Below are 14345 nucleotides of genomic sequence, written 5' to 3'. Positions count from 1 at the left end.
GTCTTGGGCACGTACACCTCCGCGAGGCGCGTATGCGCTGGCCGGAGCGGCCGAACTCGGCGCCGTGTCCGGACCGGTACGCATGCGTCGCTGACCGTGACGCTCCGGCCGTGGCAGAATCGGACGGCCGGTAGAGGGCCGCATCCGTTCGACGAAGTCGGCCCGACGGGAGGGAGAACGCGATGCCCGCGCGCATCACCGAGGCGGCCGACCGCCCCCTCGGCGTGGCAGTGAGACCGGCCGATACCGCCCGTTCCCTTCCTTCTTCTTCCTTCCATTCCCCCTTCCTCCCTTCCTGTCTGTCCTCAGTCCCGTCTTCTTGCCTGTCCCCCTTCCTCGACTGTCCGGCCTGCGGCCACAGCTGGAGCTGAGCGACATGGGGTCACACAGGAGGAAGTGCGACTGGTGCGGCAGCGGCACGCCCATCGTCAGGGACATGGAGCCGGTCAACCCCGACTACCAGTACTGGTGCGAGGAGTGCGCGCGGGCGCTGATCATAAAGGGCGACCCGATCGAGACATATCGGGAGCTGGAGGGCGAACCGATCTACGGCCGGCTGCTCGACGAGCACTGCACCCTCAAGCGGTTCTACTCGTTCGCCACGGCGTGAGAGTGCCTGAAAACGGGTAAATCGGGCCAGGGTGGAATCGATTTGGTGATGCACCGGGTGCCCGGTAATGTTGGCGTCGCCGCCGGGGAAACCGGGCGGAACGAAACAAGGGGCTATAGCTCAGTTGGTAGAGCGCCTGCATGGCATGCAGGAGGTCAGGAGTTCAATTCTCCTTAGCTCCACAGTAGTTGGACAGTCAGTGAAAGCGGGCCACCCGATCGGATGGCCCGCTTTCGTATGCCGGCCGTGAGCCGCGTCCGTCGCGTCGGTGGCCGATCGCGTCGCTGGCCGGTCGTCAGCCGCGGCCGCTGCCCAGGGCCCTGCGTCCGCGGCCCGGCGGGAGCGCGGGCGGCAGGGGCGGGCGGGCCGGAGCCGCGGCCGGGTCGTCCTCGATACGCAGCGCCAGCGCGGGACACCGGCGCACGGCCCGCACCGCGCGCGCCTCCGCATAGCGCGCCACCGGAGCCTCCGCCACGGACGGATAGCCGTCCGGCCCCAGCTGGATCAGCTCCGGCACGATGTCCGCGCACAGCCCATGGCCCTCGCACAGCGTCCAGTCCACCGCGAGCCGCCGGCCACTGGGGGACTCGCCCCGCGGCGCCCGCGTGTGCAGCGGCAGCACGCCCCGTACGGGACGCCCGCAGCCGCCCCCTAGAACATGCGCGGCGAGATCGTCCTTGAACGCTGCGATCGTCGACTCCAGGAACGCGGCCGAACCGTCCGGGTGCTTGCACGCCCCGCGCCGCTTCACCGCCCTGGTGACCTGCTGGAGCGCTTCGAGGGCGGTCGGGCCGCCGCCGTTCAGGACGTCCTCCAGGCCGCGCGCCGCCGCCGGCAGACCCAGATAGCAGGGCCCGCACTGGCCCGCGCTCTCCGAGGCCAGCCACCGCGCCACCCGGAGCGCCTCCCCGAGCGGGCAGGTGTCCGCGCCGACGGGCAGGATCGCGCCCGCGCCGAGCGCGCCCCCGGCCGTCTCCAGGGACACGCGGGAGACCACCGCCTCCTGCGCCGCGTACGCGTCGAGCCACTTCCCGTGGTACCCGCCGGTCAGGACGCCCTGGGGGAGCGGCGGGGCGCCGGCCAGCTGCAGTACGTACCGCAGCGGCACTCCTGACGGCGCTTCGAGGACCATCGGGCGGGCGACGTCTCCGGAGAGGGTCAGCAGGACCGTGCCCGGCTCGTCGCGCAGGCCGGTGCGGCAGTAGCGCTCGGCGCCGATGCGGGCGGCGACCGCGAGCTGCGCGAACGTCTCGGCGTTCGACAGGAGCGTGGGCGCGCCGCCCACGCCGGAGTCGGACGCGCGCGCCTTGCGGCCCGGGGGCACGGGCGGTCCGCCGTCCGCCGAGCGGATCAGGGCGGACGACTCCCCGGTGACCATACGTACGGGATTGCGCTGCACGCGCGCGCGTAGCGGGGCGCCACGGCGGTCGGACAGGCCCCGCTCGGCGAGCGCGGCCCGCGTCGACGCCTCGGTGGAGTCGCGGGTCACGCCCACGACGAGGGTGCGGGCGCCGAGCGCCTCGGCGGCCAGGAGTGCCCCGTCGAGGACGAGGTGCGGGGCGCGGTTGATCAGCACCGTGTCCTTGCGGCAGGCGGGCTCGTCCTCGCTGCCGTTGACCACGACGACGGGACGTACGCCCCGCCCTATCGCCGACCGGGCGACCGCGCGGAGCTTCTCGGCGAAGGGGAACCCCGCGCCGCCCCGCCCGCGCAGCGCGATCTGCCCGGCCAACGCGGCCAGTTGCTCACCGCCCATCGGTTCGAGCGGGCCGTGCACCTTCAGGTGCATGGCCAGGTCGAGGCGCTCGACCAGGTCGAAGCCCGAGGTGAGCTGGGGGAGCCCGACGACGCGGACCTCGGGGACGTCGGGCAGCGCGGTGTTCACTGGGGGCCTCCGGGCGGCGCGCCCCACGGCTCACCCGCGCTGGGGGCCTGGAACGGGCCGGGCAGGGTGTCGGCGGCGGGCCCGGTCTGGACGCCAGGGGTGCTGCCGTAGGGGGTGTCGAGGGTGGGGTCGTACGCGGACGGGGACGGGGGCGCCTGGGCGGGGGGTGGCGGGGACGGGGCCGGCCAGCGTTCGTGGGGCGCGGGGGGTGCGGGGGGTGCGGGGGGTTCGTAATGCTCGTGGGGCTCGTGGGTGACGGGGGGCGGGGCGATGGGGGCCGAGACCGCGCGGTAGGCGGCTGAGAAGCCGACGCCGACGCCGTGGGAGGAGGTGGCGGGGCGCGGGGCGTACGTGGGGCGCGCCGGGGGCTCGTACGAGGGTGGTGGGGTGACGTCCTTGGTGCGGGGGCCCCGGCCCGGCCCGGCGCCGGTGTCCAGCAGGGCGAGGACGCGGGCGGCGACCTCGCGCTTGACGGGGCCGGGCGCCGCGCGCAGGGCGACCGCGCCGCTCACGGCGACCAGGCACAGGCAGTAGAGGACCACCACGTAGGTCTGCGGCTGGCGTCCCGCGTACAGGCCGTGGAGCAGCGCGCAGCACCAGGCGGGGTAGGCGAGCATGTGCAGGGCGCGCCAGCGGGAGGCGATCCGGGCGGGGGAGGCGAAGGTCTTGCGCAGGGCGCCGGTGACGCCGGTGGTCACCATGAGGAGGCCGCCCAGCGAGCCGAGGCCGATGAGGCCCGCGCTGCCGGTGACGCCGAGTCCGAAGGGGAGCAGCGCGCCGAGCGCGGACACATGGCCGAGGGCCAGTTTGACGGTGACGTGCAGCAGCAGGAAGCCGATCGAGGCGACCGCCGTGGCCCGGTGCACGGCCTGCGCGAGCAGGCGCCGGCGCACGGTCAGGAACAGCCGGTCGGAGGCGACCAGGCCCCAGACGACGGACGCTGTCAGGGACACCAGGGACAGCACTCCGGTGGTGAAGTCGAGCGCGGCGCGGAAGGCGTCGCTCCCCCCGAGAACCACTAGGGGTATCAGCAGCAGGGCCGCCGCGCACAGGGCTCCCCGTACGGTCCGGCCGGGGCCCGGTGAGGGGCGGATCCTGCGGCCGGGGCGCCGGGAGTTCGTCCCGAAACCCGTCCCGAAACCCGTCCCGAATCCCGTACCGGAGTGCGTACCGGAGTGCGTCCGGGAGCTGGTCCAGGAGTTCGGTGGGGAGGGCGGCGGGGGGTACGGCGGGGAGTGCGGTGGAGGGTTCATGGGGGCGACTCCGAATGGCTCGGCAAAGCGGTCCCGCGCCGCACTCTAGGTCGGTCCATACCGGCCGGTAGGGGGTTTGAGTTATCTCGTTGTTATCTAGTGGAGGTGTGGGTTTTGTGTTGCCCCGATAGAAGTCGGTACGCGGAGTAACCCTTGGCCCTCGGTCTTCCCGTGGCACTCCCATGGGGCTCCCGTGGCCGCCCGGCGCCCCGCCGTGGAAGCCCGTCGCGGCCCCTGTGGGCCCTGCGGTACCCTGACGCCATGCGTGCCGTACGCCTTCTGCTTAGCGAGCCGCGCTGATCAGTCCCGACCGCTGACGAATCGCGGATCGGAATCGGCGCGGCGCCCCCTCCTGTGCGAGGGGCATTTTTGTTTGACCAGCGCGGTCAGCCGTAAGCAGAGACGATCGATGGAGCTTTGAGGATCATGAGCGAGACGAATTCCGCTGCCGCTTCCGAGGTGGCCGCGCCGCACCGCTACACGGCGGCGATGGCCGCCGACATCGAGGCACGCTGGCAGGACTTCTGGGACGCCGACGGCACGTACGAGGCGCCGAACCCGAGCGGTGACCTGGCCGGTGACCCCGAGGTCGCGTCCCGGCCCAAGAAGTTCGTCATGGACATGTTCCCGTACCCCTCGGGTGCGGGCCTGCACGTCGGCCATCCGCTGGGCTACATCGCCACGGACGTCTTCGCGCGCTTCCAGCGGATGAACGGGCACAACGTCCTGCACACCCTGGGCTTCGACGCGTTCGGCCTGCCGGCCGAGCAGTACGCCGTGCAGACGGGCACCCACCCGCGCACGTCGACCGAGGCCAACATGGTCAACATGAAGTCCCAGCTGCGCCGCCTGGGCCTGGGCCACGACAAGCGCCGGTCGTTCGCCACGATCGACCCCGAGTACTACAAGTGGACCCAGTGGATCTTCGTCCAGATCTTCAACGCCTGGTACGACGACGAGGCGAAGAAGGCCCGCCCGATCGACCAGCTGATCGCGCAGTTCGAGAGCGGTGAGCGCGCCGTACCGGGCTCCACGCGCGCGTGGCACGAGCTGACCGCCGCCGAGCGGGCCGACGTCCTGAGCGAGTACCGGCTGGCGTACGCCTCCGAGGCGCCCGTCAACTGGTGCCCCGGCCTGGGCACCGTGCTGGCCAACGAGGAAGTCACCGCCGACGGCCGGTCCGAGCGCGGCAACTACCCCGTCTTCAAGGCCAAGCTGCGCCAGTGGAACATGCGCATCACCGCCTACGCGGACCGCCTGCTGGACGACCTGGACGCCCTGGACTGGCCCGAGGCGATCAAGCTGCAGCAGCGCAACTGGATCGGCCGCTCGGAGGGCGCCCGCGTCGACTTCCCCGTCGGCGACGACGCGATCACCGTCTTCACCACCCGCCAGGACACCCTGTTCGGTGCCACCTACATGGTTCTGGCGCCCGAGCACGACCTGGTGGACCGGATCGTCCCCGCCGCCTGGCCCGAGGGAACCCACGACGTCTGGACGGGTGGCCACGCGACCCCCGCCGAGGCCGTCGCCGCCTACCGCAAGCAGGCCGCCTCGAAGTCGGACGTCGAGCGGCAGGCCGAGGCCAAGGACAAGACCGGCGTCTTCACCGGCGCGTACGCGACCAACCCGGTCAGCGGCGAGAAGGTCCCCGTCTTCATCGCCGACTACGTCCTGATGGGCTACGGCACCGGCGCGATCATGGCCGTCCCCGCGCACGACAGCCGCGACTTCGCGTTCGCGCGCGCCTTCGAGCTGCCCATGCGCTGTGTCGTGCAGCCGTCCGACGACCGCGGCACCGACACCGCCACGTGGGACGACGCGTTCAGCTCCTACGAGGCACGCCTGGTCAACTCGTCGAGCGACGAGATCTCCGTGGACGGCCTGGGCGTCGCCGACGCCAAGGCCCGGATGACGGAGTGGCTGGAGCGCACCGGCATCGGCCGCGGCACCGTCAACTTCCGCCTGCGCGACTGGCTGTTCAGCCGCCAGCGCTACTGGGGCGAGCCCTTCCCGATCGTCTACGACGAGGACGGCGTCGCGCACTCGCTGCCCGAGTCGATGCTGCCGCTGGAACTGCCGGAGGTCGACGACTACACCCCGCGGACCTTCGACGCGGACGACGCCGACACCGAGCCCGAGACGCCGCTGTCGCGCAACGAGGAGTGGGTGAACGTCACCCTGGACCTGGGCGACGGCACCGGTCCGAAGAAGTACCGCCGCGAGACCAACACCATGCCCAACTGGGCGGGTTCGTGCTGGTACGAGCTGCGCTACCTGGACCCCCACAACAGCGAGAAGCTGGTCGACCCGGCCATCGAGCAGTACTGGATGGGCCCCCGCGAGGGCCAGCCCACCGGCGGCGTCGACCTGTACGTGGGCGGCGCCGAGCACGCCGTGCTGCACCTGCTGTACGCCCGCTTCTGGTCGAAGATGCTGTTCGACCTGGGCCACATCTCGTCGGCCGAGCCGTTCCACAAGCTGTACAACCAGGGCATGATCCAGGCCTACGTGTACCGCGACAGCCGCGGTATCGCGGTGCCCGCCGCCGAGGTCGAGGAGCGCGACGGCGCGTACTACTTCGAGGGCGAGAAGGTCTCCCGTCTGCTGGGCAAGATGGGCAAGTCCCTGAAGAACGCCGTCACGCCGGACGAGATCTGCGCCGAGTACGGCGCGGACACCCTGCGCCTGTACGAGATGGCGATGGGCCCCCTGGACGTCTCGCGGCCGTGGGACACGCGCGCGGTGGTGGGCCAGTTCCGTCTGCTGCAGCGCCTGTGGCGCAACGTCGTGGACGAGGCGACCGGCGAGGTCACCGTGGTCGACGGCGACGCCGACGAGGACACGCTGCGCGCGCTGCACAAGGCGATCGACGGCGTCCGCCAGGACCTGGAGGGCATGCGCTTCAACACCGCCATCGCCAAGGTCACCGAGCTGAACAACCACCTGACCAAGGTGGGCGGGCCGCTGTCGCGCAGCGTCGCCGACCGCCTGGTCCTGCTGGTCGCGCCGCTGGCCCCGCACATCGCCGAGGAGCTGTGGCGCAAGCTGGGGCACGCCGACTCGGTCGTCCACCAGGACTTCCCCGTCGCCGACCCCGCGTACGTCGTGGACGAGTCCGTGACCTGCGTCGTGCAGATCAAGGGCAAGGTCAAGGCGCGCCTGGAGGTGTCCCCGTCGATCTCCGACGAGGAGCTGGAGAAGGTCGCTCTGGCCGACGAGCGCGTCGTCGCCGCGCTGGACGGGGCCGGCATCCGCAAGGTCATCGTGCGGGCGCCGAAGCTGGTGAACATCGTCCCCGCGTGAGCGACGACCGCTCCGGTTAGCCGGTTAGCCGGTTAGCCGGTTAGCCGGTCAGCCGGATCAGGGATCAGGGATCAGGGTTGTTCCCTACGGGCAGGTTGGGGGTTCCGCTGGAACCTCCGGCCTGCCTTTTCCGTTTACGGTGGAAGAGTGAAAGAGGCGGACGGACCGCTGTCCTCGTCGGGAGGAGCGTCATGGGAGAGGCCGTGTTCGCAATAGTGGCGCTCGTCTTCGTACTGTTCGTGGCCCTCGGTGTGTACGCGACGGTGAAGGTGGTCGGAGCCGCCAAGCGCGGAGTGGACCGCACGGTCGCGCAGGCCCGCCGTTCGGTGGAGGACACGACGCTGCGGGCCAAATCGTTCGCCCAGCCGGGCGCCGTCGGCGAGCTGGCCCAACTACGCCTCAAGCTGCGCACGTCGATGAGATCCACCCAGGACGCGCTCCACGCGCACGTGGTCGACGACCCCACGCTCAAGGAGTCGCTTGACCTTTTCGCACGGCTCAGCGTGCACGGCCATGAGCTGGACGAGGACCTGAAGCGGCTGGAGACCGAGCCGGACAAGGCGCATCTCGCCGAGCTCCTGCCCGACCTGCGGCGGCGGACGGAGCGGATCACCGGCTCGGCCGACTCCCTGCGCCGCGCGGCCAGAGACCGCGCGCACCGGCTCGTGGACGACGACCTGGAGACCCTGAGCGCGCAGATCGACGTGGAGGCGGGGGCGCTGCGGCACTGGACGACCGAACCGTCGCCCGAGACCGCGCCGACGCCGCCGTCATGGCCCGACTCCCCGTCCCCGGAGCGCCCCGCCACGCATCAGACGTGGCCGGAGACCCCGGAGAGCGGACCTGCCGAGGAGGCCGACCGGCCCGCGATCACCCCGGCCGACCCGCGCCCCACCTATCCTTGGCAGAAGAAAGCCCGCCCGGAGAGCACGACTTGACGCGCGCCGGAGCCACCGGGGCCGGGCTGCCGTCCACCGGCCCGGGCAGGTAATCTCCAGCTCATGTCCCGCCATGTCGCGATCGTCACGGATTCAACGGCCTACCTGCCGCAGGGGACGATGGAGCGTCACGGGATCACCGCGGTCCCCCTGACCGTGGTCCTCGGCGACCAGGCCCTCGACGAGGGCGCGGAGATCTCCACACGTTCACTCGCCGAAGCCCTCCAGAAGCGCCGGCCGGTGACCACGTCCCGGCCGAGCCCCGAGGTCTTCGCCGCCACCTATCGCAAGGTGGCCGAGGCGGGCGCGACCGCCGTCGTCTCGCTCCATCTGTCGTCCGAACTCTCCGGCACGTACGACGCCGCGGTCCTCGCGGCGCGCGAGGCGCCGGTGCCGGTCAGAGTCGTGGACACCGGCATGGTCGCGATGGCCCTCGGGTTCTGCGCGCTCACCGCCGCCGAGGTGGCGGACGCGGGCGGCACGGCAGACGAGGCCGTGACCGCGGCGGAGAAGCGGGCCGCCGCCACCGCCGCGTACTTCTACGTCGACACGCTGGACTATCTCCGCCGCGGCGGCCGTATCGGCGCCGCCCAGGCACTGCTCGGCTCGGCACTCGCCGTGAAGCCGCTGCTGCAGCTGGAGGGCGGACGCATCGAACTGCTCGAGAAGGTGCGCACCTCGTCGAAGGCGATCGCCCGGCTCCAGGAGATCGTCACGGAGCGCGCGGGGGCGAGCGAGGTCGACATCGCGGTGCACCATCTCGCGGCACCGGACCGGGCGCAGACGTTCGCGGACCGGCTGCGGGAGGGGGTTCCGGGGCTGATGGACCTGCATGTCAGTGAGGTCGGCGCGGTGATCGGGGCGCATACGGGGCCGGGGTTGCTGGGGGCGGTTGTGTCGCCTCGGTGAGGTGACGGTTCCTCAGGTCGTGGGCTGAGTGTTGCGGGTTGAGCGTTGTGGGTGACGGAGTTATCCACAACTGCCAGGTTGTCCCCGGGAATTGAGCAAGATCACCGGCGATTTCGCGAAGTGCCTAGCGTTCGTGACATGGCACTTGGATCAGCTTTTTCAGAGGCGGCGGAACATTCAGAGACGCTTGCGGCTGCGGGGGACGGGGCGCCCGGGGCCGGGTCGGGGACGTGGCAGCGGCGTAGGCGGGTGCGGAGGCGCTATCGGCAGGCGTCGGCCGAGGCGTTGAGGTTGCGGGCGGAGGCGTTGTTCGCGCAGGGGCGGGGTGGGCCGCGGGGCTCGCCGGGTCCGGTGGAGTGGGTGCGGCCGGCGCCTGCGCCCCTTCCACGGTGGGCCGGCACCGCGTCCTCACGTCCTCCGCGGTGGGCTCGGGTCGGTGCTGGTACTGGTGCTGGTGCCGATGTCGACGAGGCGGCGGCGGGGGACTTCGCGGGGGAGCGGGACGAGGGGGCGGGCGAGGTCGAGAGGCCTGCGGCGGCCCCCTGGCGGGAGCGCGCGGTGTTCGCCGTGCGTGAGCGGATGCCGCTGTGGATGCAGACGCGGTGCGGGCTCGAGCGGCGGAGCGTGATCGCTCTGGTCGTGGTGCTGGTCGTCGCCGCCGGTTTCGCCGTGCACCACTTCTGGGCCGGGCGGGCTCAGCCGGTGAGCGCGCCCGAGGTGGTGCGGTCGGCGGCGCCCGGCGAGGGGGCCGGTGCGTCCGGCGCCGGTCAGCCGGGGCCCGGTCCGTCCGCACCGGCGGGAGGGGCGCAGACCCCGGGAGGTGTGGCCGGCACCGGCGGTTCCGGCGGCACCGGTGGGGCGGAGATCGTGGTGGACGTCAGCGGGAAGGTGCGGAGCCCCGGGATCCACCGGCTGCCGGCCGGATCCAGGGTCGCCGACGCGTTGCGCGCCGCCGGCGGGATCCGCCCGGGCGTCGACCTCACGGGAATCAACAGGGCGCGCCTGCTGGCGGACGGAGAGCAGGTGGTCGTGGGCGCCCCCGCGGCGCCGGGCGGGACGGGGGCCGGAGCTGCGGGAGCCGCCGGGGCCGGGGCCGCGGCTGCGGGCCCGATCGGTCTCAACACCGCCACCGCCGAACAGCTCGACACATTGCCGGGCGTCGGCCCCGTCCTGGCCCAGCACATCATCGACTACCGCACCGAGCACGGGGGTTTCCGCTCCGTCGACGAGTTACGCGAGGTCAACGGCATCGGCGACCGGCGCTTCTCCGACCTCCAGAATCTCGTACGGCCATGAGGCGCACGGGAGTTGCGGCGCCGCCGGTGGGGCGAGGGGCGTCGGCGGGGCGAAGGGTGTCGGTGGGGCGACGGGCGTCGGGCGAGACCCGGGCCGGAGCGGTGGCCGGTAAGGGCTCGGGCCGGTCCCTGGGTGACGCCAATCCCCGGCAGGAGGGCCCGGCCGACCTCCGCCTCGTCCCTCCGGCACTCGGTGCCTGGATCGCGGCGGCGCTGGCCCTGGACGCTCCGGCGGTCTGGGTGACGGTCCTGGCGTCGGTCTGCGTGGCGGTGGCGGGGTTGTTGCTGCTGGGCGGGGCGGCGAGGGGTGGGCACGGTCGGACGGGGCCGTTGCCCTCGTCGTCCCCGGCGCGTCGTATGTCCGTGGCCGCTGTCCTGCTCTGTGTCGCCGCGTCCGCTGCGTCAGCCGCGCTGCACGGTGCGGATCTGACGCGTGGGCCTGTTCCCGGGCTCGCCCGGCAATACGCGCGGGTGACGGTCGAGTTGGAGGTGACGGCCGATCCGAGGCTCACGCGGCCGCGGGTGAAGGGGGACCACGCGGCGCCCTCGTCCGTCGTCATCGCCGCCGATGTGCTGCGGGTCGACGCCCGGGCGCGGGCCGGGGACGCGGGGTCCGGGTCCGGAACGCGGGTGCGGACGCCTGTCCTGGTCCTCGCCGACGTGGACCGCGAGGCCGCCGGACCGTCGCCCTGGCTGTCGCTCCTGCCCAGTACGCGGCTGGTCGTGGACGGAGGGCTCGCGCCCGCGTCCGCCGGCGGAGGCAGGGTCGCGGCCCTGCTCCGCGTCGGGCACGACGACAGCCCGGAGATCGTGGGAGCGCCGTCCACGGCTCAGCGGTTCGCGGGGAGACTCAGGAGCGGGCTGCGGGAGGCGACCGACGGGCTGCCCGCGGACGCACGCACGCTGCTGCCCGGGCTCGTCGTCGGGGACACCGCGAGAGTGCCGCCCGAGTTGCACGAGGCGTTCGAGGCCACGGACCTGTTGCACCTGACAGCTGTCAGCGGGGCGAACTTCACGATCCTGCTCGCCCTGCTCATCGGCCCGCCCGGCACCGCGCACCGTTCCGAGCGGCGGGGCCTCGCGCCACGTCTCGGGATCCCGCTGCGGGCGACCGCTCTGCTCGGCGGCGCGCTCACGCTCGGCTTCGTGACCGTGTGCAGACCGGAGCCCAGCGTGGTGAGGGCGGCGGCATGCGGACTCGTCGCACTGCTCGCCATCGGCACCGGGCGACGCAGGTCCCTGATCCCGGCACTGGCCACGGTCGTCCTGCTGCTGGTGCTGTACGACCCCTGGCTCGCGCGGAGTTACGGGTTCCTGCTGTCCGTCCTGGCCACCGCCGCGCTGCTGACGCTGGCCCCGCGCTGGGGTGCCGCGCTACGACGGCGGGGGTGTCCGCCGCGTCTCGCGGAGGCGCTCGGCGCGGCCGGCGCGGCGCAGGCGGTGTGTGCGCCGGTGGTCGCCGTCATCGCCTCCCGGGTGAGTCTGGTGGCGGTGCCGTGCAATCTGCTCGCGGAGTTCGCGGTGGCGCCGGCCACGGTGCTGGGGTTCGCGGCCCTGGCCACCGCGCCGTTGGCGATGCCGGTCGCGAAGGTCTTTGCCTGGTGCGCGAGTTGGCCCGCCGGGTGGATCGCGGACATCGCGCGGGCGGGTGCGGGGCTGCCGGGCGGTGGAGTGGACTGGCCCGGCGGCCCGCTCGGCGGACTCCTGCTCGCCGTAGTCACCCTGGGCGTGGTCCTGGTGGGCCGCCGCGTGCTCAGATCCCCATGGCTCACGGGAGCATGCGTGCTGCTCCTGCTCCTCGTGGTCACGCAGCCGCGGCCCCTCACCCGGGTCATCACGGGCTGGCCGCCGCCGGGGTGGCGGATGGTGATGTGTGACGTGGGGCAGGGGGACGCGCTGGTGCTCGCGGCGGGGCCGGGCGAGGGCGTGGTGGTCGACGCGGGGCCGGACCCGGTGCTCGTGGATCGTTGCCTTCGTTCGCTAGGGATCACTCGTGTCCCGCTCGTCCTGCTGACCCATTTCCACGCGGATCACGTCGCGGGCCTGGCCGGGGTGCTGCGGGGGCGCGAGGTGGGGGCGATCGAGACGACGGGCTTCGACGAGCCGCCTGAACAGGTGCGATTCGTGAGGGGGTTGGCGGCTGCCCGGCACATCGCGCTGACGCGGGCGGTCGCGGGGGAGCGGCGGAGGGCGGGCCGCCTCGACTGGCAGGTGCTGTGGCCCCCGCCGCGCCCGGCACCCGACCCGGACGGTCCGAACGACGCGAGCGTCACGCTGCTCGTCCGTATCGCGGGACTCACCTTCCTGCTCCTGGGCGACCTCGAACCACCCGCACAGCGTGCCCTGTTGAGATCACCGGCCGGGGCGGGGCTGCCGCCCGTGGACGTGCTCAAGGTCGCCCATCACGGCTCGGCCTACCAGGACCCGGAGCTCCTGCGCCGCGCCGCGCCCCGGCTGGCCCTGATCTCGACGGGCGAGGGCAACCCGTACGGACATCCGTCGGCCCGTACGGTCGCGGCGCTGCGGGCCGGGGGAGCGGCGGTCCTCCGGACGGACCGGGACGGGGCGTTGGCGGTGACGGGGTCCGGGCCGGGCGGAGGCGGGCCGGGGCTGGGGGTGGTGGCCGGCGGTGGGTGACGGGTGAGGGTGACGGGTGACGGCAGCGTGACGGCCGGCGTGGGCGGTGTGACATTACTCGCTGGTAGAAATGCCGCTGCGCTGCTGAAAAAGTAAGTGGAATACCAAATTCAGGCATCTCTATACAGGGGGTAACAGTCTCTGGCATTCCCGCGATGTGGGCTCGTGTTGCCTCGAATGCCACAACGATGGTCGAATGCATCTTCGTTGATGGTGGTGTCAAGTCTCACGGGGTGTCTCGCACATGTTCGGCCGCTGGATGGGAAACCGTACGAACCGGGCTCAACGAGCAAATCCCCTGGCCGGGGTGAGCGTGCCGTACGGTGCGGGTGTCCTCAGCTGCCGGGCGCTCGACCCTGTCAACGAGCCGGTGCGGGGCGCCGAGTTCGCGGTCAGTGATGCCATGGGGCGCACGATCGTGAGTGGCGGAGCCGACCCGTTCGGGTCTTTCGTCGCGACCGTGCCCGCCGGCGAGTACCGGCTCGCGGTCACGGCGGAGGGGTACACCCCGTACCGGGGGAACGCCTCGGTCGGGGAGAGCGTGCACTCCTCGCTCGGCGACATCATGCTCCAGGTCGCCCAGCCGCCCGCCCTGCCCGCGTCCGGGGACTGGGAGATCGAGCCGATGCACTCGTCGGTCGGGTTCACGGCACGGCACATCGGGCTCGCCCGGATCCACGGCCGGTTCAACACGTTCGCGGGCGCGCTGCGCATCGCCGACCAGTTCGAGCGCTCCGCGATGCACGTGGTCATCGACGCGTCGTCCATCGACACGGCCGTGAAGATGCGCGACGACCATCTCCGGTCGGCCGACTTCCTCGACGTGGACCAGTTTCCGACGCTCGAGTTCTACAGCGACCGTTTCGTGCACAAGGGAGGCAGCCGCTGGGCGATCACCGGCGCGCTGTCGCTGCACGGCGTGACCCGCACGATCACGCTCGACACGGAGTACCTGGGCACGGGCAACGGCATGGAGGGCGAGACCCGCGCCGCCTGCCGCGCCACGACGGAGCTGCACCGCGACGACTTCACGGTCAACTGGCAGACGATGCTGGCCCGCGGGATCGCGGCGGTCGGCTCCAGCGTGAAGATCGAGCTCGACATCCAGATCGTCCCCAAGACCTGACGCGCCTCCACGGACGTCCTCCGGACGCGGCGCTCCGGGGCGGGTGTCACGATGCGGCGTTCCGGGGCGGGCCTCGCATCGCCTCGCACCCGCACCTGCACCGCGCCGCGTGGGGCCCTGTCGTTCGTGGGGCCCTCGCGTTACGGCGCTTCGAGCCAGCCCTCGTGTTCGGCCGCGAGTTCGTCGAGTGACGTGGGGTCGAGGCGGCCCGTGGGGTCCTCGATCACCACGAGCCACTGGGCGTCCTCGGCGTCGTCCTCGCCGGCCAGGGCGTCGCGTACGAGCTGGGGCTCCTCGGTGAGGGCGAACCGGTCGGGGAGCTCCTCGGCCACCTCCTCCGCGGCATCGCGGTCGGGCAGCACCAGTACATGTCGTGCGTCGGTCAC

General features: G+C 72.5%; 10 protein-coding genes and 1 tRNA gene. 8 read left to right on the top strand and 3 right to left on the bottom strand.

Annotated features, from left to right (window positions below; genetic code table 11):
* Positions 1-376 precede the first annotated feature (376 nt).
* Together EOT10_RS29995 and EOT10_RS29990 are read left to right on the top strand one after the other, a co-directional pair.
* Positions 377-610, top strand: coding sequence for a hypothetical protein (locus EOT10_RS29995; RefSeq protein WP_127831505.1), 234 nt, complete (start codon positions 377-379; stop codon positions 608-610).
* Between the two features lie 109 nt (positions 611-719).
* Positions 720-792 (top strand) — tRNA-Ala (locus tag EOT10_RS29990).
* A gap of 113 nt (positions 793-905) precedes the next feature.
* Here the strand turns inward: EOT10_RS29990 and EOT10_RS29985 are convergent.
* Together EOT10_RS29985 and EOT10_RS29980 are read right to left on the bottom strand one after the other, a co-directional pair.
* Positions 906-2495, bottom strand: a complete 1590-nt coding sequence (locus EOT10_RS29985; protein WP_127831504.1) for an NADH-quinone oxidoreductase subunit NuoF family protein — start codon at positions 2493-2495, stop codon at positions 906-908.
* Positions 2492-3748, bottom strand: a complete 1257-nt coding sequence (locus tag EOT10_RS29980) for a cytochrome b/b6 domain-containing protein (RefSeq protein WP_223281294.1) — start codon at positions 3746-3748, stop codon at positions 2492-2494. The genes EOT10_RS29985 and EOT10_RS29980 overlap by 4 nt, the downstream gene beginning before the upstream one ends.
* A 426-nt stretch (positions 3749-4174) precedes the next feature.
* Between EOT10_RS29980 and leuS the strand changes: the two genes are divergently transcribed.
* The 6 genes from leuS (at position 4175) to EOT10_RS29950 (ending at position 13959) form a co-directional block, all read left to right on the top strand.
* Positions 4175-7054 carry a leucine--tRNA ligase gene (gene leuS / locus EOT10_RS29975; protein ID WP_127831503.1) on the top strand — a complete coding sequence of 960 codons (2880 nt, stop codon included), beginning with the start codon at positions 4175-4177 and terminating at the stop codon, positions 7052-7054.
* Positions 7055-7245: 191 nt separating this feature from the next.
* On the top strand, positions 7246-7992 hold the full coding sequence (locus tag EOT10_RS29970) for a hypothetical protein (protein WP_127831502.1): 747 nt from the start codon (positions 7246-7248) through the stop codon (positions 7990-7992).
* 63 nt (positions 7993-8055) lie between these two features.
* On the top strand, positions 8056-8901 hold the full coding sequence (locus tag EOT10_RS29965) for a DegV family protein (RefSeq protein WP_127831501.1): 846 nt from the start codon (positions 8056-8058) through the stop codon (positions 8899-8901).
* A gap of 138 nt (positions 8902-9039) precedes the next feature.
* The gene (locus EOT10_RS29960) at positions 9040-10197 is read left to right on the top strand and encodes a ComEA family DNA-binding protein (protein ID WP_127831500.1); all 1158 of its coding nucleotides are present in this window, start codon (positions 9040-9042) and stop codon (positions 10195-10197) included.
* Between the two features lie 62 nt (positions 10198-10259).
* Positions 10260-12833 carry a ComEC/Rec2 family competence protein gene (locus EOT10_RS29955; protein WP_223281292.1) on the top strand — a complete coding sequence of 858 codons (2574 nt, stop codon included), beginning with the start codon at positions 10260-10262 and terminating at the stop codon, positions 12831-12833.
* Positions 12834-13077: 244 nt separating this feature from the next.
* On the top strand, positions 13078-13959 hold the full coding sequence (locus EOT10_RS29950) for a YceI family protein (RefSeq protein ID WP_127831498.1): 882 nt from the start codon (positions 13078-13080) through the stop codon (positions 13957-13959).
* A 140-nt stretch (positions 13960-14099) separates the two neighbouring features.
* Here the strand turns inward: EOT10_RS29950 and EOT10_RS29945 are convergent, their stop codons facing one another.
* Positions 14100-14345 carry a hypothetical protein gene (locus EOT10_RS29945; protein ID WP_127831497.1) on the bottom strand — a complete coding sequence of 82 codons (246 nt, stop codon included), beginning with the start codon at positions 14343-14345 and terminating at the stop codon, positions 14100-14102.

The organism is Streptomyces antnestii, from assembly GCF_004005495.1.
Taxonomy (GTDB): Bacteria; Actinomycetota; Actinomycetes; order Streptomycetales; family Streptomycetaceae; genus Streptomyces; species Streptomyces antnestii.
Note: the sequence above shows the minus strand (reverse complement) of the source record. Positions and strands in the feature narration are given on the sequence as shown.

Excerpts from the sequence above, each read along its gene's own strand:
- EOT10_RS29970 (WP_127831502.1), top strand. The coding sequence starts at position 7,246 with ATGGGAGAGGCCGTGTTCGCAATAGTGGCGCTCGTCTTCGTACTGTTC.
- EOT10_RS29965 (WP_127831501.1), top strand. The coding sequence starts at position 8,056 with ATGTCCCGCCATGTCGCGATCGTCACGGATTCAACGGCCTACCTGCCG.
- leuS (WP_127831503.1), top strand. The coding sequence starts at position 4,175 with ATGAGCGAGACGAATTCCGCTGCCGCTTCCGAGGTGGCCGCGCCGCAC.
- EOT10_RS29960 (WP_127831500.1), top strand. The coding sequence starts at position 9,040 with ATGGCACTTGGATCAGCTTTTTCAGAGGCGGCGGAACATTCAGAGACG.
- EOT10_RS29995 (WP_127831505.1), top strand. The coding sequence starts at position 377 with ATGGGGTCACACAGGAGGAAGTGCGACTGGTGCGGCAGCGGCACGCCC.
- EOT10_RS29950 (WP_127831498.1), top strand. The coding sequence starts at position 13,078 with ATGTTCGGCCGCTGGATGGGAAACCGTACGAACCGGGCTCAACGAGCA.
- EOT10_RS29980 (WP_223281294.1), bottom strand. The coding sequence starts at position 3,748 with ATGAACCCTCCACCGCACTCCCCGCCGTACCCCCCGCCGCCCTCCCCA.